Origin of the sequence: Ruminobacter amylophilus, from assembly GCF_900115655.1 — a bacterium.
Taxonomy (GTDB): domain Bacteria; phylum Pseudomonadota; class Gammaproteobacteria; order Enterobacterales; family Succinivibrionaceae; genus Ruminobacter; species Ruminobacter amylophilus.
Window position 1 is genome coordinate 13,618 of sequence record NZ_FOXF01000021.1, and the last position, 24,053, is coordinate 37,670.

Below are 24,053 nucleotides of genomic sequence, written 5' to 3' on the forward strand. Positions count from 1 at the left end.
TCTTTCACACTCGTAAAAGGAAACTTAACCATGAACAGAAATCCTGTTTTAAATTCCCCTGATGATATCACCGAAGACCTTTTAAAAAGAATCATAAATAATGATCTTGACTCATTGACCATAAACTATGAGTTTGCCTATACGTACAATGATGAGATCGAATCTCAAAAAGACAGGAGCGAACCTCTCGAGAAAAATCCGTTCATCATGGCAAACAGGATCAAGGCTCTGCGCAGGATAGAATTTGAGGTGATTCTGACTCCTGCAGTGCATTCACTTTCGCATGCATTTGAAAATATGTACCGGCTTGAATATGTCAACATAAAAGACACCTCAAACATTACGGACATGAGCTGTATGTTTCAGGATGATGAATCTTTTAACCAGCCGCTCAACGACTGGGATACCTCAAAGGTTACCGACATGTCCGAAATGTTTTACGGCTGTCTGGTATTTAACAGTCCTGTCAGCAGCTGGAATACTTCAAATGTTACCGACATGTCCAGAATGTTTTACGACTGCTGTGCATTCAACCAGTCTCTCGACACCTGGGATACCTCAAAGGTTATCAAAATGTCCCGAATGTTTCACGGCTGCAGTGCATTCAATCAGCCTCTTGACACCTGGGATACCTCAAAGGTTGCCGACATGTCCGGAATGTTTATGGATGCAGAATCATTCAATCAGCCCGTAGGCAGCTGGAACACGTCTCTGGTTTCCGATATGACACGCATGTTTAAAGGCGCCGGTACTTTCAATCATCCTGTCGGCGACTGGGATACTTCACGTGTCATACGTATGCGTGAAATGTTCAGATGCGCTCATTCATTCAACCAGCCGCTCGACAGCTGGAACACGTCTCATGTTACCGACATGAGTTTCATGTTCAAAGGAGCCGTATCCTTCAATCAGCCTCTCAGCAGCTGGAATACATCCGAGGTTACAAGCATGACCAACATGTTTTACGGTGCTGAATCATTCAATCAGCCGCTGGACGGCTGGGATACCTCTGCCGTTGCAGACATGAGCCACATGTTCAGAATGGCCAAAAGCTTCAATCAGTCCGTAAAGTGCTGGAACACTGCCTCCGTTAGGGATTTTTCCGGAATGTTCTGCGGAGCCGTCTCATTCAGGCAGCCGATATGGGAGAACCTGGATAAACGTAAAGTCTGCCACGCCGACTTTGAAAATAATGAAGGGGTTCTTGAATCCGTTGAGAAACGGCTGTCTGAAGACTATACACTTGATGTGTACATCCATGAACCTCTTTTTATTGATGAGATAATCAACGGGAAAAAAGCGGTCACCATCAGATGGAGCGGCTGTCGCGGTTACGGAGAGTACACAATATGTAAAAATAAAGACATAGATTCCGAATATATGGAAAGTGATTACGACCGCAGTTTTGCCGTTTCGATTTTAAAGATTCTGAGAAAAGAGCATCAGACCGAAAATATTAAAAGACATCTCGGTATTTCCTGCGACCTGGAAACCTTCGTTCTGAAGGAATGCAGAATATCCGATTATGATGACCACTTTGCTTGGTCTGATGATTCATACTGAACGCAAATCAGCCACGCTAACCGAGAACCTGCTGATCATGACGGTTCATCAGCCAGGCAAAAGCCCTGGCCGTTCTGACGTCAGGTTCCCTGAAATGATTTCCTTCATTCCATTCGAGAACACAGTCAATTTCACGTTCCAGGAGTAAATCATAAGCCTCTCTGATTCTGTCACCTACGGCAGCCATAATTCTATTGCGGACTTTTTCCTCTCTGTCCCCAAGGCTCAGATATACCGCACCGGTCCTGATGTTTTCCCTCCTCATAAAATCAGTAAATCCCGGGAACCATACCGACGGCGAGGCGGCGGCCGCCCCTCTGAAGACATCACTTCTGTACACCGCCCACAGTGCAAAAAGACCGGCAAGCGAATAACCGCCTATAAAGTAGGATCGTCTGCTGTCGGTACACAGTTCAAGAATACTGATAAGAGTCTTTTCGGCTCCGCACCCAAAGCCGTTTTTTCCGAAAACGGCGGGAGCAGTCCATGGTGAAAGATCAGTATTCCAGTCCTCAATTTTAACGGCCAGAAGATAAAAGCTTCTGTTTGAGCTTCGTGTTATGATCTCAACCTCGTTTTCAATCCCTTCCAGATCATGATCATCAACGGGCTGTATCAGAACAGTGTCCGCATCTCTGTTACCATATTCATATATCTTCATAAAAAATCCTTTAAGCAGAAAGAACTGTTCTGCATGCGGTAAATTCAAACATCAGGCCGGACTCATTGGCTGAGTGCAGTCAGAAGATAATAAAAAATGTCGGTTATAATACTTTTTCTTTCCGGCAAATTCCGGTACTCTTTTTATTTTATTCTGTCTGCCTGCCTACACCCATTCAAAATTTTCCGGGCCGGCATCCAGTTCAAAATGACACCTGGCTATAATAACATCCATAATATCCTTCGCATCAGATACAGGAACAGAGTCAGGTATACCTGTATTATCATCTGACGGTTATCATAACCTTCCGTCAGACTGAACTGCAGCGCGGGAAGCAGACTGATTTCTGATGTTTCCTATTGAAAGTACAATAATCACCGCCGGAAAAATCAGGGCCGAAAGACCGGCGATAACGCCTAAAAACGTCATTCCGGCATGAATAAAAAACGGAATCTGAGCCAGTCCCAGTATAAGAGAAACAACAGGCTCCTTCTTTTTCTTCACCAGATAAAAAGACAGAACGTATATGACAACCACGGATAAGGCCGTAGCAGTGTTCAATACAAGCGGAACAATTGGAAGCTGCATTACATATTCCTCCCTGTGCAATGATGCCTTCAGTCGGAGGTCATTATCATATCAAAAATGACTTTTTATCAATGGAGCAATGAAAAAAATTTGAGGGAGCTTAAACACACGAAAACCGCAGAAAATTCAATTCATATAGCATTATCATATTATTCCGCAAAACCAGCTTGAGATTCTACTGCACATAACAAAGGTAAAATAGCCATTGCTAAACATAAGGCGTTCATTTCATTTAGTTTTATCCTTCTAAAATAAAAAATTAACGAGATCTTCCTTTTTTTTGACTTGTGGAAATAACATTCTCACGAGCATTATTCTTTTCCATATTTCTCCGCATCATTGCCATTCGTGGAGATTCAGCAAAAGCTTGATTTTGTGTTTCTTCATTAACTTCTTTTGAAGCTTCTGCTCTTGACTGAATCTGTCCATTCATAAATTCATGTCCAGAACTCTGATGTTCTATAACTGTTTTGATGAAGCAATTATCAGCAAGATAATCAATGATATCTTTATTTTCTTCAGTATAAAAAGCAGTTAAATGTTCTTCAAAATCAGCATATTTATCATTCTGAATAATCAACAAATCAAAATCTTTTTTTATCAATTGAATATTGCATAAAAAAAGAGTAGTCCTCTTATTTCCATCCCAGAACGGTTGCAGTCTGGACAAATTACAAAAACACTCTGAAACAACATATTTGTAATTATCAGGAGTAATGTTATTCAGTTTAGTAATTTCCTCTTCAACTCTTTCTTGTGAAGGAATAGGTATCTGACCTATGCATGGAATTGAACTTAAACCATTTCGTAAAGCACCAGTGAATAATGCTTGTTCCTTTGCCAGCATCGAATTTAGTTTTATATAGAGCTCTAAATCAACATTTAACTTTAAAATATCAATTGAATCCATGAAGTTTAATGTATTTACGACATTATCTATTACAAGCGACTCTTCTTCAGGGAAATCCAGCATTTCAAAGTTTTCTTTATTTAGAAGTTTTTCTGTCTGAATATCTGTAAGATTTATACCTTCAAATCTACAAAGAGACTGAGCAAAATGGATCTTTATCTCTCTTCTAAAATCTTTTAAAATTGCCATTTTAAAACCTCAGTTGTTAGATTATCTACTAATTCAGAAAAGCCAATTTCATTTTGTTTATATAATGATATAAATTTATTATTTAAGTAAGCTATTTTACCTTCTCTATAAAAAAGATATATATTTTTATAAAGTAAAGTTTTTTCATTTGGCGTAAGATAAGGGATGTTTTCTGAATAATTCAATACTTCATTTATATCTTTTGATTTAAAGAAAGCACCATACACACAAAACATCTTTTGTAAAAAAAAGTAATCCTCAAAAATAATATTTTTGCATCTTTTATTTACATACATATCTACTACGTGACTATATCTTATATTCTTATGATCTATTACATTTGTATATATAGTCCATAGCAATGTGTCTTTTATTTTTGCTGGATTACATGACATAATATATTCCTTTGCAAATTAACGAGATCTTCCTTTCTTTTGACTTGTGGAAATAACATTCTCACGAGCATTATTCTTTTCCATATTTCTCCGCATCATTGCCATTCGTGGCGATTCAGTAGAAGCTTGATTTTGTGTTTCTTCATCAATTTCTTTTGAAGCCTCTGCCTTCTGAATCCGTTCATTCATAAATGCACGTCTGGAACTGATAATTTCTTCTTGTTCTTTTGGAAACGCAACAGATTCTACACTATTATCTGCTTCGTTAGTTTGACCTTTACCAGAAAAAAGAGACTTTAAATTCTGCACTGCAACAGTATAGGAAACATACGAGCAAAGATGGTCTGTTTATTCTTTGTAGCCTGTATGTATTCTTTAGATTGTAAAGATAAGATATTATCAATATCCTCAAAAACAGCCTTCCTTAATAATTTATCAAGTGCTCTTAAATCTTGGTTATCGAATTCAACTATACGATCATATTTTTTATCAAAACCTCTTAAAAAGGCATTACCCATCTTATCAAATAATTCTTTCTTCAGCTTAGTGGATGCAACGTTACTGTTCATACAATGGACAAGATGAGAAAAACTTTTTACTAGATATTTATCAAGCTGAGCTTTTAATTCAACAGTCTTATAAGGAGCACCATCACCACAAACTTTTGCACCTGCATTTGATAATCCTCTAGCATTAACAGTAGATCTTTCTTATAGGAATCAATCCGAATTGAACCATCTATACTTCTCACAATAATGACAACATCTCACTTAATGTGATACTACCTCTGATTTTTAATATCTACACGCTATACTTTCTTATGCTGGACATGATATACAAATGCACCCAAAATTAACGCAGCACAATATATTTTGGTATATCAATACTTGAAAGTTATGCAGATTCAAACGACTAATATTCCTGCATGATTTGTCATTGAACATATCACTGACGGTACATGAATGCCGTTTACCACATGATTCTCAAAGTGACGTAGATCTGAGCGACAGCCATTAAAATGTTACCGGTCACAAAATACCATACCCTTGTTTTGTGACGAAACATAAACATGGATGCAAGACCTCCTGCCGCCCCGCCGATAAATGATTTAAACAGCAGATTGGTCTCGGGAACTCTCTCTTTGCCGGATGCCGCATTGCTCTTGTCAAGTCCGTACCAGATAAAAGACAACAGGTTGATCAGAACCGCATACCCCCAGAAAACCCAGGAAAGCCAGGACGTCATGCATCCTGCGACTGAATTCCATATCGAAAACACGGTTCCCAGAACGGAAAAATACAACCAGAAGGCAGCAAACGAGCAGGCAACGCAAGTGCTGAGATTCTTGCTCACATGTCTGATTCTTCGTTTCTTTCGCCAGACCGTAAATCCCGCCATAAAACCGATAACTCCGCCCGCAAGCGAAAGGAAAGCCAGAATACCGTTGATATCCCCGCTGTCACCGTTCCTAGACGAAGACTTCAGGAGTTCCAGTGTTATCGGACAGGTTAAGAGGTTTAACACCACAAGATAAATCATGAACCACAACATAACAATTATTCCGTATAATTACTCAGATTCATAGTTAAAAATAACTGCCTTACAGTATCGGCCGCAGAAGCAGTGACAGTCTGCCGTCTAAACAGCGTGCCGGGAAAAAGCCGGATGTTTTCCGTCCTGCGGGAAAACGCAGCGCATCGCGATTATATCAGAATTAAATCTTTTCTGTACCGGAACACCTGAAGATGAAACATTACCATCGGATAACAGTTTTATTTCCGCGAGTCTCTCATGTCTTTCATGAAAGCCGTCTCTCAGCCTCATCCGTATGCCGATTAACCATGCCTGTGACTTTTTTAATTAACTTCCGGTATCTGAATCACACGAAGCATTTTCGAACAGCTGTGTGCATACCTGCTTACGGCAAAGGTTATATCATACAGAACTTACCTCAATCCTGTTATTAGGGAGCATAAACAGATGTGGTGACAATGTCCTTAAAGGCATATGCAGCAGACAGTTCCCGTCCTGAACATTATAAACAGCCATGACCGGATTCAGCAGCCGATTTCGTGCACGCAACACATATCCTGAGTATACGCCGGTAATTACTTGATCTCCGTTAAATAAAATACCATGATTTTGGAAGCAAACAGCTTTTATAGATTATACTTAGATGTATATGGATGTTTGTGCTGTTAGTATTGCTATTTAAAATCCAGTATAAAATCTATCTTTGATTTCTATTGATCACTCATATTTCCCGCAGGAAATATACGAGAAAGGAGTGTGGCACTATGAGAAGATTTACTATATTCTTTGTCATGTTTTTCGGTCTGACAGCAAACTGCTTCGCAGTTGAATGTGCTGATCCTGAATCTTCAGACGTCGAAATTAACGGAAGTCGCAGAATAGCAAGAAATTACTATGACATTAACGGTAAAAAGCTGACAGTCAGTTATACGAATATTCCGTGGCGTATCATGGATGACAATCTGACTATCCAGCGTTTTGTAAAAAACCGCTGGGAACTGATAAACAGAGACGGGGCCATGATTCTGTTAAAGGGGCTCGAAAATCCGGATGAAACAATGCTCATTACCCCCGTTAACGGTTACGTACGCTATGTGGAAAGTGATGCAAATACAGTTAAGTACGTAACTGAAAAAGGATATATTGACTGCTATTCCAATTTCATCAATCTTGAGGAGCATCCGGCAGAAGCTGCAAAGGATGAGAGCGGAGCTGACAGCGACGCTGAAAAGAAATAAAACAGTGGCGTGATTATCTCCTGCAGACGGTTCTGCATAAAAGATCAAAGCCTCCCGCCCGCAGGAGGCTTTTTGACGTATAGGCAGTTCTGATGAATTCTTCGATACACCGTCTGAACTTCATCACCATCACAATCAGGTTTCGACTGAAGCCGGACATCACGTTACGATCCATGAACCAGGTCTCCTGTCTGCCGCATATCCGGAATACATTTAAAATCAAACAGTCAGCCGTATATAATCTGATCATCTGCAGTCTTAATACACAATGTACCTGAAACTTCAGACGTCGTTACGATAATTCCCGAAAATCTGGTAAATGAATACTTTAAAATCAGAAATGATTCAGTAATCCGTATATACGTACAGACACATTGTGTTTTATACCTGCAATGATTAGCAGTGCAGAAAAAGTCCGGCAGATATCTGTACTACGATCAGAAAAATAAACAGAAAAGAGGTAATCAGTGAAGTCAGATTTCATGCGCATCGCTATCCCTGTCGTTGTAATTTCCATGTTCATCAAATTCATATGGATTGCAGGCAGAGAGCAGCTCTTTAAGCAATGTGCGCAGGATAAGATTCTTGTGGTTTACAGCAAAATCAGAAACGTCAAGGTACTGAAATATGTGCGCAGCGGCAGAGTTCTTGTTTTACCGTATATTCAGGATTACTCATACATGGATAGCATTGAGGTATTTGCAAATGTAATGGAAGAAAATATCCTGACACACGACAGTCTCGTCATCAGTTCCGTATGGGTGGACGCTAAAGTAATGATGGTTGAAAACGAGGAAAATATTGAAAAAGCCGTACATATGCTGTTCAATAAAAGTTACCCAGATATTTGCGACATGGTGGAAAAAATAATAAGAAAACAGATACCGCCCGCAGTTGCCTCATTTACCCGCGAAAAACACATTCAAAAAACAATATAGAGCATGAACTCAGGAAAAGCGGATTACATACAGTAAATATGGATATCGAATCCATAATAGGATTATACGAATAAACTGCTCCTGTTCAGGTATCTGAAAAATAAAGAAGCTTACATAACACAGAAATACTATAGAAGCAGAAGCAGTACCTGATTCACGACAGAAGAGCCCTTTTATTCATATATTGATTAAACAGGAGAATGCTCCCATACGCAACAACGTTCATATCGACATCAATCTGAGTTTTAGTGTTCAGCTCTCGGAGGATAATAATTATTTAGAAAATGCCGTAAACTTTCTGTTCGACAAAAGCAAACACGAAATTGAAGAAAAAGTAAAGCAAATCATGAACGAACAGGTACTCCTCACGTTAGCCTCATTTTCCGTTGAATAATCACACAAAGTCTGTTAGATTATCCCCCCAAAAGCATTCATATCTTTAATTTCCCCGAAAAATACCTGAATGAGGCATCAGTTTCGGTGCACATGCTCTGTAGCCGGGAATTCAGACAAAAAAGGAACAGTCATGGATCGTTATCTTACATTAACCATAGCCGGAGGACTCGCCTGCCTGCTGTTTATCTGCCTTGCAGTATGGATGGCCCTGCGCCTGACCATTTACAAAGAATGTCCATCCAGCACCATTATGGTGATTCACAGGAAAAATAAACCGGACAGGATTGTAAAATATATCATCCGAGGAAGCGCTCCTGTAATACCTTTAATACATGACTGTTCGTACATAGCTCTGCCTGCAGTCAGTTTTCCGATTAATCTTAAGAATGCTCCCATACGCAACAACGTTCATATCGATATCAGTCTGGGTTTTAGTGTTCAGCTCTCGGAGGATAATAATTATTTAGAAAATGCCGTAAACTTTCTGTTCAACAAAAGCAAACACGAAATTGAAGAAAAAGTAAAGCAAATCATGAACGAACAGGTACTCCTCACGTTAGCCTCATTTTCCGTTGAAGAGATATTCAAAAACGACAGAAATGATGAATTTCTTCAACGGATTCGCAGCGATGCAGATCAGAGACTCAAAAAAGTAGGACTAACTACAACCAATATGGAATGTTACTGGATTTATGATGATAAAGAATACTACAGAGAAGTTGCCCATAGAGCAGTTATGGAAGCAGTTAATAGCGCAAAAGCAGAGCTTGAGCGCCAGAAATAAGCAGAATCCACCCAGGATGCTGACAGCTAACAGATATTTTTGCCTAACCATAACAGGCTGATCATCATGTCCTGTTACATGTAAAAAAAAGGAAACCGTGACACTCTTTTTGCAGTATCACGGCTTTTTATTCCCCTCCGGCATTCGGGAATAAGGAACATAGTCATAATATGTAATTTCACTCAAAGAAGACCATGGCTCAGTATTTTCTTACAGTCGGATTAATTGCGCTCCCTCCACTTTCTTACCCCGGCAATGAGTTTTTCCTGACCTTTATCCATTACTTTGGCGACCTTCATGACAATGAGAACATACTCATCATTCAGCTTAATTCTGAACTTATGCTGGAAGAATCCGTTATCTGCAATCTGCTTCTTAACATTGTCGTTGTTAAGTCGGGTGACAAATTCCTCCATATCATCAGGATGAACAATGGATTTTCCATTTGAAACCATCATACTGAAGAAATTATATCCTTCACTGTTAAGACTCAGAGATGCAAACTCCTGTGAATTTGAGTACTCAATGTAGTGATCATTCTGAAGATCGATATAATACAGGCACATATAATCATGTGACAGAGCCATGATACCGGTCAGAATCTCCAGACGTCGCTGGCTCTGCTCCATCAGATTGAGATCCTCCATCTGGGAATCAATAATGCTTATACCTATAATTATGTTGTTTCTTCTCGGGATTCTGGTAATCTTCATGGAAAGGAAGGTTATTTTACCGTCCTCAACCGTTCTGTAGGTCAGATTTATTCTGCCTGCATCATCAAGTTTTCTGATGATGTTTTCTCTGGTAATTACGGATATCAGCTTCTGGCGGTCTTCTTCGTGCACTCTGGCGATAAAATCCCCGGTAATGAATGTGAAGAAGTCATCCCTGCGACGCTCCACGGCAAGTCTGTCACTGCCCTCTGGCGAAGTATACTCTATGAAGCTGTCATTGTTCAGGTCGACATAGAAGATATTGTGGTAATCGGCCGCCAGGGCTCTGGCAATACTTTCATATGTGGTGTGATCATTAGGAGACGAAATGGACAGCACGGCCATGATCACCGCGTGATAGCCTGTTACAGGGTTTACGGCAATCTGCCGGGCAAAGACGTGTGCAATGTTTCCGTTGGTCAGAGGTTCATCGTAGAATGAACGTGCACCAAGTTTACAGCACGTATCCACGACGTTGTCTCTGAACGCATCATCGTTTTTAATGAAGACGGCTCCCTCGGCATTGAGATCAACCAGATAGTAACTGCTGATAAAGTCTCTGGCTGCCTGATTGCTTCTTAAAAGATAACCTACGTCCCCGCGTACTTCCATAACATACATCGGCAGTGAATTGTATGCACCGCTGTTATTTATGTTCCGTTCACCGGATATTATGGATAAATTGTTCAGATTTATTCTGCTGATTATTTCGTAGTAACTTGAGGTCTTCGGGTTTTCAAAACCTATCTGTCTTCCTTCCTTATATCTGATCAGGATTTCCTCAAATGGTATAGGCTTGGTGAAAAAATACCCCTGAAGCTTGGAACAGCCGATATCAAGCAGGAACTGCCGCTGATGCTCGGTTTCCACACCTTCACATACGGTATCCACCCCGAGAGACGTAACAAGGTTCATCAGTTCAGTGAGAATAATCTTCCCTTCCTTTCCCTCATCGAGTTTTCTCATAAAACTCATATCAAATTTAATGAGATCAAATCTGATGTTCTGAAGAACGTTAAGTGAAGAATATCCGCTTCCGAAATCATCCATCCACACCGGGAAGCCGAGCTTCTGGAATCTTTCCACCTGCTCCTTCATGTAGGCGAAATTCTTTCCGATGATGCTCTCTGTGATTTCAATGGTAATCAGATTTCTGGCGAATCCGGAGGCATCAACCCTTTTTCTTATTTCCTCCACGATGTCGCAGGTATCAAAATCCGTTCTGGAAAGATTGATGGACTGAGGAACCAGATGAAGATTGAACTCCTGCTGCATGCGAAGTTTTTCCAGAACCTCGTCAAGCACAAACAGATCAAGCTTGTAAATGAGTTCAGCCTCTTCGAGAACCGGAATGAAATCCGCCGGAGACATAAATCCGTTAACCGGGTCAATCCATCTTGCCAGGGCTTCTTCATCACAGACCTTTGAATTTACAGCTCTTACTATTGGCTGATAGTAAACCTTAATCCATTTTTCCTGAATCGCCCTGTCCAGATTGGTGATGATATATTCACGCTTGGTGTATTTATCCAGCAGATCCTGATTGTAACGGTTAAACCCTGATTCATGAATCTTTCTCAGGGAATTACAGGCAAACCTTGCTCGGTCGCAGGCGTAACTGGTGGATTCTTCCGGATCGGTTATGGAATAGATGCCCACGGAAACAGGAAGCGAAATACCTGTATTGATAAGTTTTGCATTCTCAAAGATGTTGGAAAGAATTTTCTCGACATTCTCATCGACGGTGCTTACCAGAAAATGATCCGACCCCATGCGGCAGCACTGTTCCTTGCTGAAATAATGAGTCAGTATCTTGGCAAATGACTTCAGGAGATTATCACCCTGTGAAGCCCCGTTATCCTGATTGTAGTAGCGCATACCGCGGAGATTGAAAAACAGAATCACCGGTTTTCCGTTTTCCTGAAGCATCTTTTTCTTCCATTCGTCGGTATACTCAAAGAAATAAGACATGCTCGGCAGTCCGGTGAGAACATCAAAGCCGTTGGACTTGATGTAGTTTTCCCTCTGGAGAGCAGATCTCAGTAGTCTGTTAAGTTTGGTGTTGAGTTCTTCGAAAGGCTCTGAATAAATGCCTTCATCCGTATACCAGACGTGAATAAGTTTCACGCCGTCGGATGTCTCCATTATTTTTGCCTGAGAATGAAGAAGCTTGTAGTCGCGTGCATTACCGTTCCTGGCCCTGTAGACTATGTCATATTTTTCGTCATGATAAATAAAGTTGTAAACGGCATTCTCAACCTTTGCCAGATCATCAGGATGAACGTTCAGATACACGGTTTTACTCCGCATAAGATCCTTACAGGCCGACTCTCTGGAGCCGTATCCGAACATTTGAACGAAACCGTCAGACAAAGCCAGGGGAATAACGCCACCGTCATACTGAAAAACCGCGTATGACTGCTGCAGACTTTCCCAGAAGCTCTGTTCCTGATCTGAAAAATGATATCTTGCCATAGGCTGTACCCTTTATAGCGATCTTCGAAGATCACAGTCCTGACTGACAGAACCGATTATGCTGCGGTGCACGGCTCAATATCAGACCGAAAACACCTTGATGATATAAAACTATCATATTATCCTGATAAAAAATGTGGTTTTTGTACAAAAACCAAACCTGACAGCACTATCAGGCATACTTCAATGACGTTTTTTTGACAGAGGCAACATTACGAGCATGGGGAATGGTTTCAAATCACACCTGTCAGCTATGTTTTTGCATGATTTCATGTCATTATTGATGCTTTTCAGGTAAAAATCATGGGGAAAACAGACAGTCGGTGTTGAATAGCAGGAAAAAATTAAAATGAAAAAAATATGTCAGAAATGCCAATCATCAGACATTGTAAAAAACAAAGGCGGACTTCGAGCAAATTGTTCAGGCAATAATATTCTAACCGGAAAGGCTACAGCCAGCGCTGTCTGGGTAAACAGGTATCTCTGCTGATCCTGCGGTAATTCTGAAGAATGGATTAATCATGGAGATACCAAAAAATCATTGAAGGTAAAAATTGTTACGACAGGCATTCATTAGAATTCTACAACGATAAGCCGATAACAAATATAAGTGCAGAAATTAGTATGTATCTATATTATGTTTTCCAGCCTTCTTAAAATTTCGTCCAATTTACTCATACATTCCCTATGACGTTCTTCCTCTAGCTTGACAGCATTCTGGTATTTTTGCTCATACTCTTTTCTTAACTCAGCCAAATCGTTTTCATACTTATTCTTAATCATATCCAAATTTTTGTAATCATTCTCAAGCTGAGTTTTTGTAGCAATTCCAACTCTGAAAATACGCCATGCTGAAAATACAATAACTGCAATTGCTCCAGCCCACACTAGATAACGAACATATTCAAACATTACACCTAACCTTATTAATCATTATTTGTTTTTTAACTCGGCAGTTCATGATAGCAAAACGCTATCTACAACCTACCCAAAAGCAAAACTGTAGCCACAACTATGCTGTATCTCCCGCCCTTGATATGTTTTCACATACAGTCAAAATCGCTCTTTACAGTCATGCCTAAAAAAGCACCACACCTCGCGAAACCTTTTATTTCAAGGGCTTTCAGCCGATCTCTATTTCTCTCTTGATAGTAAAACTACGGTCTCGACGTGCAAGGATGAAATAGCCTTTATATCAAGCGTTTATCATCTTTGGACTCACCAATATGTCGATTGAAGTCTCAACCCTGAAAAAATTATGAACATATCAACTATTCAGCTGCCATCAGATATAACTTGATCGGTATCTTAGTCGGTGACTTGGTCGGTCTATACCGATCAAGTTATTTTTTCAACCTGTATTTCTGGTTCCTGCTATTAGGCTTGTCCGGAATTGTCATTTCTATAACGCCGTGACTAAGTGCAGGATTTAGATAGTTCTGTCTGAAAGTAGGTCTGTGAGATAATCCAAGACGCTTCATAATTTCAGTGGCAGAAAGTGTATCTTTTCCTATAGCCTCTCGCAGTGTATCAACCAAAGGATCTTTTTGCTCCTCCACTTCATCGTTTCCGACAACAGTAGTATTCTGCAAAGTGTCAAGGATGACCTGCAATAAAAATTCTACAAAAGCACTGCTGTCAGCATCTCTGTCTGATTTGCCAAGAGCTTTATAATATTCTTCCTGTCGTGATCTTATCAGCTCTTCAACAGGCAACCAATAGAATATTTCATTCCAACGCCCGAGCAGCAGGCTGTGCCACATTCTTCCCATGCGCCCGTTTCCATCAGCAAAAGGATGAATAAACTCAAACTCATAATGGAAGATTGCACTTCGTATAAGCGGATGAATTTCTGATGCCTTATACCAGCTAAATAAATCCTGAATCTGACCGGGAACCATATTTGCCGGAGGAGCCATGTGAACAAGTGCTTTTCCGTTAAAAACTCCGACTCCGCCACTTCTGAATCTGCCATTTTCAGAAATAAGCTCCTTCATCATGGTTTCATGTGCCTTTAACAGATCATCAACAGAATAAGGATCTAAAGTCAGCATCATCTCATACGAGGTGTATGCATTTTTAACTTCTTTGATTTCTACCGGATTGCCAAGAATTCTCTTGCCATCAATAATAGCTGTAACCTGCTCTAAAGAGAGAGAATTATGTTCGATGGCTAATGAGGAATGAATTGTTCTTATACGGTTCTCTTTTCTTAGATGAGGAGTGAGGTTTCCCTTAGACAAAACTTTGATCTGTCCTAACTGCTCACTGATAGCTGCTATTAAATTTGTAATTTTGTCCGTCATGTGAAACGGAGGCTGGTACTTACTCACTGTCTTATCCTTTTATTGGTGTCAAAGTGTTTTCGCCGTAAACGAATCTCCAATGTTCGCTTTTTGCTCCTCAATGTTCGCTTATTCCGGTTCTTAAAACGTTCCACTTATGTGCAATATCCGGTTATGAAGAGTATGTTTCTCGTTCAGCAGTAGATTCCTCAGAAAAAGTTCCAGGTACTCCGTTGTTTCACAGATGCCGTTTTTCAGATCATTATAGTTAGCCCGTACAAGGGCGTTTCTGAAGTACCATGCATTAATGGCAAAAACGTCGTTGGTCATATCAAATCCGAGTGTTCTCATGTACTTGATGAAGAACACTGCTGTTGTTCTGGTGTTGCCCTCTCCGAATACGTGAATCTGCCAAAGTCTCGAAACGAAAACCGCAAGGTGATGGATGATCTCATCCATCGAAAGATTCTTATAGGAAAACTTCTTTTCTAAAGAGAAGTCATAATCCAGCGTCGCACTTAGCTCTGAGGCACTGCCGTAAAGGACTGTTGCACCGTTCAGCACCCATTCCTTTTTTGTGATATTGTAATCCCGAATGCATCCTGCGTGAGAATAGATGCCTGTAAACAGCTTTCGGTGAATGGACAGATACTCGTTCGGAGTAAAACTGAAAGCTCTCTCTGACAAAAGAGAGGCAATTCTGGCTGCAACCTTGTCTGCTTCCTCGGTGCGATCTCCCGTGTCACGCACAGGATTTTCTTCGTAATAGTTCTGAAGAAGCTTATTAGCTTCCTCAAAGGAAATCTCGCCCTCGATATTGCGGACAGCAGTATGCATAAGGTAATCAGATGTCTTCAACCCATCAACAGCCTGCAAACCAATGGCTGTATGCCAGGCATAGCCCTTGTCTCTCTTGCTTGGCTCTGCTTCTCTGAAGTAGTCTTTGAAAGGATCTTTGTTCATCCTTAACACCCCGTCTCTATAATCTTGTTAGTCAGTTCATTGTAATTAGTCAGATTAACAATATTTTTTTAAGATTATAACAGCAAAGTGTCAAATTTGGATACATCTCAGGGAAACCATATCCGACTGTCGTTATCTTACACAACTCTTAAAATCTACCGATAATGAGTCCATGTCAATTTGGAACGCGCTGCGTTCCTAAATGGAAAAACAGTTATGACTATTTAAGTCGGAAATAAAAGGTATTTTTTCCGGCTCCTTCTCGCTTTAATTCACCGGATGCAACCATTTTTCTTAGGGCACTTTCAATTGAGCTTATACTTAATGAAGGACATTGTTCTCTGATATCCTGTTTTTTAAATCTGCCTATTTTATTCTGTGCTGCCATTCTCACCATGTCTAAAGCAGAACGTCTGTTTTCAACAATCGTATATCTGTCTGCAAAATCTCGATAAGACGAAAGAATCGTGCCAAGCAGGTATTTCACAAACGGAATAGGATCATTTTGTCCTTCATGCCAGCCGTCATGCGACGCAGCAAGAGCTTCATAATAAAGATCTCTATATTTGGCTATTTTGGCCTCTAAAGAAATATACTTGCCAACGTAAAATCCGCTCCTGTAAAGAAGAAGCGTTGTCAGAAGTCTGCTCATTCTGCCATTACCGTCATTGAAAGGATGAATACACAGGAAGTCATGAATAAAAATCGGTATAGCAATTAACGGCTCCAGTTCCATGTTTCCGATGACGCGATTATACTCTTCGCATATACGATCCAGAGCCTCCGGTGTCTCATAAGGTGCAAGAGGAGTAAAGAGTGTTTCAGTATGGCCGTCAGGATATGTTGCACTAACATAATTCTGTACCGTTTTTGTTCTTCCTGCTATAGGGTTGTTCATGTGGCTATACAGGATTTTGTGCAGTTGCAGAATGTAATTTCTGGTAATGGGGATTGCATCAAAACTCTCATGGATAATTCCCAAAACATCTCTGTATCCGGCTATTTCCTGTTCATCGCGATTTTTAGGAGTAGTTTTTTCTTCGACAAGCTGTCTGATGCGGGTACTGGTGGTTACTATTCCTTCTATGGCATTTGACGCTTCTGTACTTTGAATTTTCGCTATTTCTACAAGTTTTTCCAGCTCCTGAGGGCGTTGTTTCAGATACATTTCCTGCTTTCCGGCTTCATAATATACAGCCGCAATTAATCCAAGAAGCTCAGAATCCCACTTTTGGTCTTTGATCAATGAATAATTAAATTGTCGCATTCCCTTACTCCAATAACTTTCCCATAAATTATACCATAAAAAAAGGGAATACAGTGAGTTATAGTGGAATAAAACAAACATCTTTCAAAAGACTAATGGTTGACTTTCATTTGATAATACGTCTTAGCATCAAACAAAAGTCAACCGCTATGTTGCTATAAAAATTGCAGAGTAATCTTACGCAGCAACTTCAATTTCGATGCCCGACTTGAACTTCACCTTAAAGCGGTCATCATAAACAGTGATGGTCTCCACAAGGCGTCGAACCAGAGCATCATCGTACTCCTGAACTTCGGTTCCCTGCTTTAGAGAAATGATTCCAGTTCCTCCAGTTTTAATCGTGATCCTTCCCTGTTCGCATCCTCGAGCTGAAGCCGGTACTTTTCATCACGGAGCTTAATAATCTCATCACCGAGAGTATTGCAGTTCTGATGCTCCTTGGTCAGCCTGATGATCTCCTTCTGTTTCTCATTGATTTTCTCATCAATTTCAGCAACAGCCTTCAAATTACTGATGCCCAGAACTTTTGCAATGTTCGCTTTTAGCTGTGGCAGGAAATCATCCTGTTTGGCGTAAACCTCATTGATTGCCTTCAGGATTATCGCATGAAGGTCACGTTCATTTACCGTTCTCGCAGGACAATTGATTTTAGACCGTTTCTTTTGAAGACGTGAAAGACATCGCCAAACATCCCTCCTATTTCCACGTATGTTTCACTGGGTTCTCTGATAAACCTCACCGCAATGAGCACAGAAGACAATGTTTGTAAGAGCGTACTTTCCACTGTACTGTCTGCGTCTCAACACATTGGTTTCAAGACTGGCACGTCTGGCCATCTCCACCTGAACCCGCAGAAACAGATCCCTTGGAATGATGGGATCATGATCGTTCTCTATATAATACTGCGGAACAAGTCCCTTATTCTCTACTCGTTTTTTGGTAAGAAAGTCAGTGGTTACCGTCTTCTGCAGGAGAGCATCGCCAATGTACTTTTCGTTTCTGAGAATCTTACGCAGAGTTGTTGCAAGCCATTTGGTTTTACCTGCCGCCGTCTTGATACCATCAGCCTCCAGTCCCTTGCTGATACTGTTATAGCTGTAACCTTCCAGGTATTCCCGAAAGATGCGTTTTACCACTTCAGCTTCTTCCTTGTTGATGATGAGCTTGCCGTTCTCATCCTTGTCATATCCAAGAAAACGTGTGGTGCAGACCTGCACCTTTCCCTGCTGGTAACGGTACTGAAGTCCGAGTTTAACGTTCTGCGAAAGACTCTCGCTTTCCTGCTGAGCCAGGGAGGCCATTATGGTAAGCATTATCTCGCCTTTGGCATCAAGCGTGTTGATATTCTCCTTTTCAAAGTAAACCGCTATGTTTTTTTCCTTAAGCTGTCTTATGTATTTGAGGCAGTCCAGGGTATTACGGGCAAAACGGCTGAGTGACTTGGTAAGGATCACATCAATCATCCCCGACTCGCAGTCCTGCATCATCTGCATCAGCATCGGACGCAGATCCTTCCTTCTGCCCGTTATGCCCTCATCGTAATAAAGTCCGGCATACTCCCATTCAGGATTTGAGGATATGTACTCCTCGTAATGGGACTTCTGAGCCTCTAGGCTTACAAGCTGATCATCCGTTCCCGTTGACACACGACAGTAAGCAGCCACCCGCTTACGCATCAGTATTTTTCCAACTGCTGACGGCTCTATTTTGATTATCTTTTTCATTGTCTCCTCTGTTCTCGGTAACATATTTGCTCTGTGTGCCTGCTATAGCAACTCAATAATCAGAATAATGGAGCAAGATATGTCGGAAACGAGAGCCTGTTCTCCGCCATGATAAGAAGGTATTCATCACGGCAGATCACTCCCACGTCCAGCATATTTCTTGTTATCATTTCCGCCCATAAGAACATAAATTCAGTCTTAAGCTGCTCCGGTGTCAGAGGCTTAACCTCTGATTTAAACGGCAGAAAATAACCACTCTGTTCGAAATCAATTATCTTTTTCATATAATTACCCCCGTGGCTATACCATTACTCTGTATGCCGTTTATAGCAACTCAACAATCGAGTATTGCGGAGAGAAAGGTCGGAAACGTGGTTTTGTTTTCTGCCATAATGAGACGGTACTCATCCTGCGTAATGAGTCCTCTGCTGAGCATCATTCCGGTGATCTGCTTGGCCCTTAAATAGTTGAACTCGTTCTTAAGTTCCTCAGCCGTGTATTTTCTGATGGCCTTACTGTCAGTCTTTGATTCGTTTATCTGCATTTCATATCTCCTTTGTGCCAAACATCTGTTTCTACTTTCTATGTTCAGCAGAAGCCGTTTCTGACAAAAATAATTTCAGAAACTTCTTTTCGCTTTTCTGCTCCCAGAAAATGCTCGGTTTTACATAAGGATTTATTTCTAAGGGGGTAGAATTCCCAAAGCAGGCTATTCTGGTCGCCAAACTTCCCGAATAAAAACATTTGCTCTGACCAACTAATGCCCAAAAGCATATGTTTTTTACAAAAAAATTTATTCTTCTTCTGTGCCGAGAAACAAAGGAGTTTTACAGAGAAATTGAAAGGTTGAGATGACTGGAAGATCTATGATGACAGAAAGGAATTTAGAGAATTTTTCTAAGTGCTTGATTGATTTACGATCAAAAAGGCTTTTTTTAACTGTCGATTGCTGATTTCCTGTACTATTTCAGAAGGTATGGATATCATTGCTTTAATGGATACAATACGGGATTTAAAAATGGGATTAGTTGTACTAATTATTGAATTAATTGCTTCCCTAGTTTTTTTTATATTGCTGTCAGTCTTTGTCGGACCTCAGGCTATTTATTTTTCTTCCATGGGATCTAGAAACGGATCTGAAAGGAAACCTTTTTTTAACTGTCGATTGCTGATTTCCTGTATTATTTCAGCAGGTGTGGATTTCATTGCTTTACTGTTATCTGACTTTATTTCCTATAAGTATATACCGCTGAAACTTTTAGCCGAAAACAGAATCAAAGGATTACTCAGTCTAGATATGCTGTTTTTTGAGATTGTTTCTGTAATGGTGGCAATCAGCCTGTTTTTTTATGCAGTATCGTACCTGATAAGCTATATTTCTGAGAAAAGTGAAGGAAACAACGAAATAGACAGAATTGAGCATGAACAGCATCGGCCTGAAGGAAAATGAAAAACGACTGAGTAAACTGATCCCGTTTTTTGGGTAGTTCACACGCTATATTTACTGCTAAAATATTAATAATTAAATTCAATAATTTTTTTTGAAGAGAATTCATATGATGTCGCATAGTTTTCAAAAGGAATCAGATGAATTATCTGTTTCTTGTGACAAATTATATTCAAAACTTACATTAATGGCATTTTTTCAATCCGTAACGTTAATAATTCTGACTATTGGGTTGACAGGCATGTATGTAAAATTCAGTCATTCGAATTATTTTATGGCTGCTTTTTTTATTATGTTGTTTATTATCCAATGTATTTCAGACCCATTGACAAAATCTGCTACAGATGTTTTTTCAGCTCTGGGAACGACATACCATAACCTTGCATCAAAAGCAGAATACTGTAATAAATTGGTAAGCAGAGTACGCTCTTTCATTTTTTTATTTGTATCTGCTGAGGTGTTTGTTTTTGTGCTGTTTCTGCTATTTTCGCACTTCAAGATTGCACTTATATGCTTATTAATTTTATCTGCTTTTGCGGTGGACGGTAAAACTGGTGAGATGTTGATTGAATCAGGCTCAGTTGACTTCTTATCAATATTGTTTATTCTTTTTCTGACCGTGATTGTAGTTTTTCATTTCATGTGTTTTGCTTATCTTTTTATTGTCAGAGCAAAACTTAATGAATTTAAAAAACTGTTCGCCGGTATATAAAAATGAGGCTGATAGTTGGAAAAAATCCATACGCTGGATCATATACCTCTGGTTTCATGGTGTGCTCAGTCATATCTATGGCAGTAAATGCATTCTGCCGTTCTTACGTAGCTACTTATTATCAATCTGTCTAATTAATTCCTTAAGTTCCTTTTTTTACAATAAAACAGAGTCATAACTGTCAGTTTAAAAAAGTATTTTTACATAATACCAACAGTTCTTCTAGGTTAGAATCTTTCGATGAAACTTGTTTATCAGGACACAGTGATGAATCAGTAGTCTTTGTTTTTAGGGCAGATATATCTGTTGATGTCGTTTTCATTTTATGCTTACCTTTACGCGGGGTTGTACATCATTTATCACTATTACCCACCGGTTCTTCTTCAGATTCCTTGTCCTTAAAAAGGGCATCATTACTGCTCATAATTTTCAAACTGCTGTTTTGACTGTCTAGGCTCTCAAGCCACATACGGCACTCTTCCGTATCCTTTACAGCGGGATAATACTGCATGAAATTTGGATAATTGTAATGCCAAAGCCCCATGGTTGTTGTATCTGACGGTGACAACAACACTTTTGGAATAATCATAGTTGAATTGGTTGTTGACACCGTTGTACCAAGTTCCATTATAGCGCAGAAGCCATTACATTTTTGAATAAACCCTGAGGTAACTGGATCAGGTTCGTAATCATCAGTATGGTAAATATTATCTGTTACTGCATCCTTTTTCGTATAAATACACTGTTTAGCCTCTTCATCGATACCTTCAAGCTCAAAGTATAGAGTGGAGGTTTTATTCACAAACAATCTTATGTTTTTCTCCCCGGTAAACGAGTCCACTAGATTGCCGTTCTCGTACACATTGACTTTGATACGTTCCGAAATCCCCTTCGGATAAGTTCCACCATTTTGTACACGGATATTATTGGTACTTGAGGAGACAGAACAAGCTGAACATAAACACGCAAAAACAACAGTCAAGAATAATAATTTTTCAGAATGCTTTGTTAATACAAAAGCAGCTGTCAGGGGTTCTTTGAAATAACCGACAGAAGTATTTGGTGATTGCTTCATTTTTTCTTCTCGTATTTGCTACAAGTCTATAACCTTATAAATTGCAGAGATATCTTTAGCCTTTATTAAGCATCAGAAGAAACTATTAGTGATTTGCAGCAATAGAAAAAATCATTAACGCTATCATCAGAATGGCACCAAGTGTCATGGCCAGAATAAATATGGCTATGCCACCGAACCGTGATTCTCTGTTTTCTTTTCTTAGTTCCTCGCCAATCTCATCATAGTCAGCATTAAGCCGTTTCATTCCGGATGCAACACGCTTCAGATGTCTAGGTGCCCCCCATTCCTCAATATAGCCGCATGAGTTGCAAACATATCTATAGCTTTTAATTTCATACGTAGCAGTGAATTTAACTCCTGCAAGAGCAAATATTATCACAATAGCACTGATTATCGCAAAGTTGTGCAAAAGTAAGAATGCCAGTGCAAAGACTGCAAATGAGTGAAATGTTCTATGAAGCAAAATCCTTCAATCAGCCAATCAGCAATTGGAACACTTCCAATGTTATTGGTATGCTTGATATGTTTAAAGGTGCAGCATCTTATTCTTACCCTAAACCAAAAGGAGCAGAATAAACATCAAATGGCAGATAACTTTGAGACAAATTTTATATTGATCACATTTTTTAAACATAAACATCACTTTTTGTTTACAATGTTTTACGTGTAGATATAATCAAAGTAGTATATGTAGGTATCTTAAGAAGATGGTTGCAAAATGTTTGATTTTATTTGTGAAACTATTGTTGATATATGTACGTCATTTCAGTTTTCGTTAAAAACTGTGGTTATTTTGCTAATTATTGTGGCTGGGGTATATATGCTACATAGCTATTTATCATCAATGTAAAATGTGATATGTTGATCTATAATTTTACTCACATCATAATTGTTTAAAACCTGAAAGTTATGGTATGTGCGCAATGTTTTCTGAAAAAGAGCACAAAGTAAAGTTAGAAGAGTTGACATCCATTCCAATATATATTATCTTATTCATAACGACCTTCATTCAATGTTTGCGGTAAATCCGTATCTGTTTATAGACATCTACAGTTTACACGGTAAATCCACGTTTTTACATTCATTCGTGGAGGTCGTTTCATATTGTCTTACTAGGCATATGCCGTCTCTTGATTGATCTTCCAATAAATCTGTGATAATCATCTTTTTTATTAAGTACCAATGCTATAAAATGGTTAATAATTGTACTGATTTAGATGTGCAGTTATCTTTATTTTGCAACTTCGCTGAGGGATTGTAGTATGTCAAATAGAACTCTTTTAAATTTAAAATTTGTTTTATGCATAGCCCCACTGATGAGTTCATTAGCTTTTGCAGCCAATGCCGCCAATGATAATGTGTTAAATGTATATAATTGGGATGATTATGAAGCTCCTGATACAGTGTCTAATTTTGAAAAACAAACCAATATACGTGTAGTAACTGATCATTTTTATACCAATGAAGCTTTAGAGACCAAATTATTGGCTGGAAAGTCTGGCTATGATCTTGTTTTCCCCAGTTCAGATTTTGTATCCCACCAAATAAATACTGGAATTTTTTTGAAACTCGATAAAAGTAAGATCCCAAATTATAAGAATCTCGATCCTGTAAAAATGAAATTTTTATCCAAACTAGATCCTGATAACCAGTACGCAATTCCATATCAGCAGGGTACAACAGGTATCGGATATAATGTGAAGAAAATTAAAGAAATTTTTGGAAATGATTATGTTGTTGACTCTTGGGACTTTATTTTCAAAGAGGAGAATATATCTCGATTAGAACAGTGTGGTGTTGCTGTTTTGGATTCTCCGGTTGAAGTTTTTGCCACTACTCTTAATTAAAAGTTTCACAATTCTACGGACTATACCTCTAATTTTCAGTGTTTTGTGAAACTATAACCTTTCTTGGTCTCCCCCTCGGTCTACGAGGTGTTGTTTCGGACTGTTCTTTTACCTTGGGCTTTCTTCCTCTTTTCTTTGGTTCAGGTTTTGCTGCAGGAACTGAAAGTCCCAATTTTTCTAATGTTTCCATCACTGTATTGAGGGTGTGAACCCAGTATCCGTCATCTGATGATGCCGGTACATTTAAAGGCGCATCAGTCATTCTCCATGCGGATGACAGATCATCCATCATTTCGCCGTATGACATTTCTTTCAGAACTTCGGACTTCTGAGCCTTATTGATAATC

General features: G+C 39.5%; 26 protein-coding genes and 1 pseudogene. 8 read left to right on the plus strand and 19 right to left on the minus strand.

The window, feature by feature from the left end; all coding sequences use genetic code 11:
- Positions 1 to 30 precede the first annotated feature (30 nt).
- Positions 31 to 1,563, plus strand: a complete 1,533-nt coding sequence (locus BMY80_RS06565) for a BspA family leucine-rich repeat surface protein (protein ID WP_177178515.1) — start codon at positions 31 to 33, stop codon at positions 1,561 to 1,563.
- 16 nt (positions 1,564 to 1,579) lie between these two features.
- Here BMY80_RS06565 and BMY80_RS06570 read toward each other — a convergent pair whose 3' ends face one another.
- The 7 genes from BMY80_RS06570 to BMY80_RS06600 all read right to left on the minus strand — a co-directional run bounded on the left by BMY80_RS06570 (position 1,580) and on the right by BMY80_RS06600 (position 5,857).
- Positions 1,580 to 2,224 carry an alpha/beta hydrolase gene (locus BMY80_RS06570; RefSeq protein WP_093142130.1) on the minus strand — a complete coding sequence of 215 codons (645 nt, stop codon included), beginning with the start codon at positions 2,222 to 2,224 and terminating at the stop codon, positions 1,580 to 1,582.
- Between the two features lie 297 nt (positions 2,225 to 2,521).
- A complete protein-coding gene (locus BMY80_RS06575; protein ID WP_093142134.1) occupies positions 2,522 to 2,812 on the minus strand; it encodes a hypothetical protein in 291 nt (96 codons plus the stop codon).
- Between the two features lie 259 nt (positions 2,813 to 3,071).
- Positions 3,072 to 3,911, minus strand: coding sequence for a Fic family protein (locus BMY80_RS06580; protein ID WP_093142137.1), 840 nt, complete (start codon positions 3,909 to 3,911; stop codon positions 3,072 to 3,074).
- Positions 3,899 to 4,306 (minus strand): hypothetical protein, encoded by a 408-nt coding sequence (locus BMY80_RS06585; protein WP_093142140.1) that lies wholly within the window; start codon positions 4,304 to 4,306, stop codon positions 3,899 to 3,901. The genes BMY80_RS06580 and BMY80_RS06585 overlap by 13 nt, the downstream gene beginning before the upstream one ends.
- 18 nt (positions 4,307 to 4,324) lie before the next feature.
- The gene (locus BMY80_RS06590) at positions 4,325 to 4,615 is read right to left on the minus strand and encodes a hypothetical protein (RefSeq protein WP_093142142.1); all 291 of its coding nucleotides are present in this window, start codon (positions 4,613 to 4,615) and stop codon (positions 4,325 to 4,327) included.
- The gene (locus BMY80_RS06595; RefSeq protein WP_093142145.1) at positions 4,603 to 4,875 is read right to left on the minus strand and encodes a hypothetical protein; all 273 of its coding nucleotides are present in this window, start codon (positions 4,873 to 4,875) and stop codon (positions 4,603 to 4,605) included. The genes BMY80_RS06590 and BMY80_RS06595 overlap by 13 nt, the downstream gene beginning before the upstream one ends.
- Positions 4,876 to 5,275: 400 nt before the next feature.
- On the minus strand, positions 5,276 to 5,857 hold the full coding sequence (locus BMY80_RS06600; RefSeq protein WP_093142147.1) for a DUF1294 domain-containing protein: 582 nt from the start codon (positions 5,855 to 5,857) through the stop codon (positions 5,276 to 5,278).
- A gap of 746 nt (positions 5,858 to 6,603) precedes the next feature.
- Between BMY80_RS06600 and BMY80_RS06610 the strand changes: the two genes are divergently transcribed.
- The 3 genes from BMY80_RS06610 (at position 6,604) to BMY80_RS06630 (ending at position 9,195) form a co-directional block, all read left to right on the plus strand.
- The gene (locus BMY80_RS06610; protein WP_093142153.1) at positions 6,604 to 7,077 is read left to right on the plus strand and encodes a hypothetical protein; all 474 of its coding nucleotides are present in this window, start codon (positions 6,604 to 6,606) and stop codon (positions 7,075 to 7,077) included.
- 467 nt (positions 7,078 to 7,544) lie between these two features.
- Positions 7,545 to 8,015 (plus strand): flotillin family protein, encoded by a 471-nt coding sequence (locus BMY80_RS06620; RefSeq protein WP_093142159.1) that lies wholly within the window; start codon positions 7,545 to 7,547, stop codon positions 8,013 to 8,015.
- Positions 8,016 to 8,541: 526 nt separating this feature from the next.
- A complete protein-coding gene (locus BMY80_RS06630; protein ID WP_177178516.1) occupies positions 8,542 to 9,195 on the plus strand; it encodes an SPFH domain-containing protein in 654 nt (217 codons plus the stop codon).
- Positions 9,196 to 9,416: 221 nt separating this feature from the next.
- Here the strand turns inward: BMY80_RS06630 and BMY80_RS06635 are convergent, their stop codons facing one another.
- From BMY80_RS06635 to BMY80_RS06670, 9 genes are all read right to left on the minus strand, one after another.
- Entirely contained in the window at positions 9,417 to 12,383 is a 2,967-nt protein-coding gene (locus BMY80_RS06635) for an EAL domain-containing protein (RefSeq protein ID WP_093142168.1), read from the minus strand.
- 630 nt (positions 12,384 to 13,013) lie between these two features.
- Complete coding sequence (locus BMY80_RS06640) at positions 13,014 to 13,295, minus strand: hypothetical protein (protein ID WP_093142171.1); 282 nt, start codon at positions 13,293 to 13,295, stop codon at positions 13,014 to 13,016.
- 431 nt (positions 13,296 to 13,726) lie between these two features.
- Complete coding sequence (locus BMY80_RS06645) at positions 13,727 to 14,716, minus strand: Fic family protein (RefSeq protein WP_245730075.1); 990 nt, start codon at positions 14,714 to 14,716, stop codon at positions 13,727 to 13,729.
- 93 nt (positions 14,717 to 14,809) lie between these two features.
- Positions 14,810 to 15,631 carry a Fic family protein gene (locus tag BMY80_RS06650; protein ID WP_093142176.1) on the minus strand — a complete coding sequence of 274 codons (822 nt, stop codon included), beginning with the start codon at positions 15,629 to 15,631 and terminating at the stop codon, positions 14,810 to 14,812.
- Between the two features lie 220 nt (positions 15,632 to 15,851).
- The gene (locus BMY80_RS06655) at positions 15,852 to 16,898 is read right to left on the minus strand and encodes a Fic family protein (protein ID WP_093142179.1); all 1,047 of its coding nucleotides are present in this window, start codon (positions 16,896 to 16,898) and stop codon (positions 15,852 to 15,854) included.
- 305 nt (positions 16,899 to 17,203) lie between these two features.
- Positions 17,204 to 17,404 carry a hypothetical protein gene (locus BMY80_RS12580; RefSeq protein ID WP_245730077.1) on the minus strand — a complete coding sequence of 67 codons (201 nt, stop codon included), beginning with the start codon at positions 17,402 to 17,404 and terminating at the stop codon, positions 17,204 to 17,206.
- 207 nt (positions 17,405 to 17,611) lie between these two features.
- Complete coding sequence (locus BMY80_RS06660; RefSeq protein WP_245730079.1) at positions 17,612 to 18,622, minus strand: recombinase family protein; 1,011 nt, start codon at positions 18,620 to 18,622, stop codon at positions 17,612 to 17,614.
- Between the two features lie 59 nt (positions 18,623 to 18,681).
- Positions 18,682 to 18,906: an SHOCT domain-containing protein gene (locus BMY80_RS06665; RefSeq protein WP_093142181.1), complete on the minus strand. Its 225-nt coding sequence runs from the start codon at positions 18,904 to 18,906 to the stop codon at positions 18,682 to 18,684.
- Between the two features lie 50 nt (positions 18,907 to 18,956).
- On the minus strand, positions 18,957 to 19,166 hold the full coding sequence (locus tag BMY80_RS06670; protein ID WP_093142184.1) for an SHOCT domain-containing protein: 210 nt from the start codon (positions 19,164 to 19,166) through the stop codon (positions 18,957 to 18,959).
- Positions 19,167 to 19,598: 432 nt separating this feature from the next.
- Here BMY80_RS06670 and BMY80_RS12090 point away from each other — a divergent pair, with 432 nt between their 5' ends.
- Both BMY80_RS12090 and BMY80_RS06685 read left to right on the plus strand, forming a co-directional pair.
- Positions 19,599 to 20,072: a hypothetical protein gene (locus BMY80_RS12090; RefSeq protein ID WP_143066474.1), complete on the plus strand. Its 474-nt coding sequence runs from the start codon at positions 19,599 to 19,601 to the stop codon at positions 20,070 to 20,072.
- 106 nt (positions 20,073 to 20,178) lie between these two features.
- Positions 20,179 to 20,781, plus strand: a complete 603-nt coding sequence (locus BMY80_RS06685) for a hypothetical protein (protein ID WP_093142191.1) — start codon at positions 20,179 to 20,181, stop codon at positions 20,779 to 20,781.
- Positions 20,782 to 21,133: 352 nt separating this feature from the next.
- Here the strand turns inward: BMY80_RS06685 and BMY80_RS06690 are convergent, their stop codons facing one another.
- Both BMY80_RS06690 and BMY80_RS06695 read right to left on the minus strand, forming a co-directional pair.
- Positions 21,134 to 21,856, minus strand: a complete 723-nt coding sequence (locus tag BMY80_RS06690; RefSeq protein WP_093142194.1) for a hypothetical protein — start codon at positions 21,854 to 21,856, stop codon at positions 21,134 to 21,136.
- Between the two features lie 85 nt (positions 21,857 to 21,941).
- Positions 21,942 to 22,268, minus strand: a complete 327-nt coding sequence (locus tag BMY80_RS06695) for a hypothetical protein (RefSeq protein ID WP_093142196.1) — start codon at positions 22,266 to 22,268, stop codon at positions 21,942 to 21,944.
- Positions 22,269 to 22,282: 14 nt separating this feature from the next.
- Between BMY80_RS06695 and BMY80_RS06700 the strand changes: the two genes are divergently transcribed.
- The gene (locus BMY80_RS06700; protein ID WP_245730081.1) at positions 22,283 to 22,435 is read left to right on the plus strand and encodes a BspA family leucine-rich repeat surface protein; all 153 of its coding nucleotides are present in this window, start codon (positions 22,283 to 22,285) and stop codon (positions 22,433 to 22,435) included.
- Positions 22,436 to 23,121: 686 nt separating this feature from the next.
- The gene (locus tag BMY80_RS06705) at positions 23,122 to 23,706 is read left to right on the plus strand and encodes an extracellular solute-binding protein (protein WP_093142201.1); all 585 of its coding nucleotides are present in this window, start codon (positions 23,122 to 23,124) and stop codon (positions 23,704 to 23,706) included.
- A gap of 28 nt (positions 23,707 to 23,734) precedes the next feature.
- On the opposite strand, the pseudogene BMY80_RS06710 reads toward BMY80_RS06705, so the two are convergent.
- Positions 23,735 to 24,053, minus strand: a pseudogene (locus BMY80_RS06710) (transposase); the annotation flags it as partial.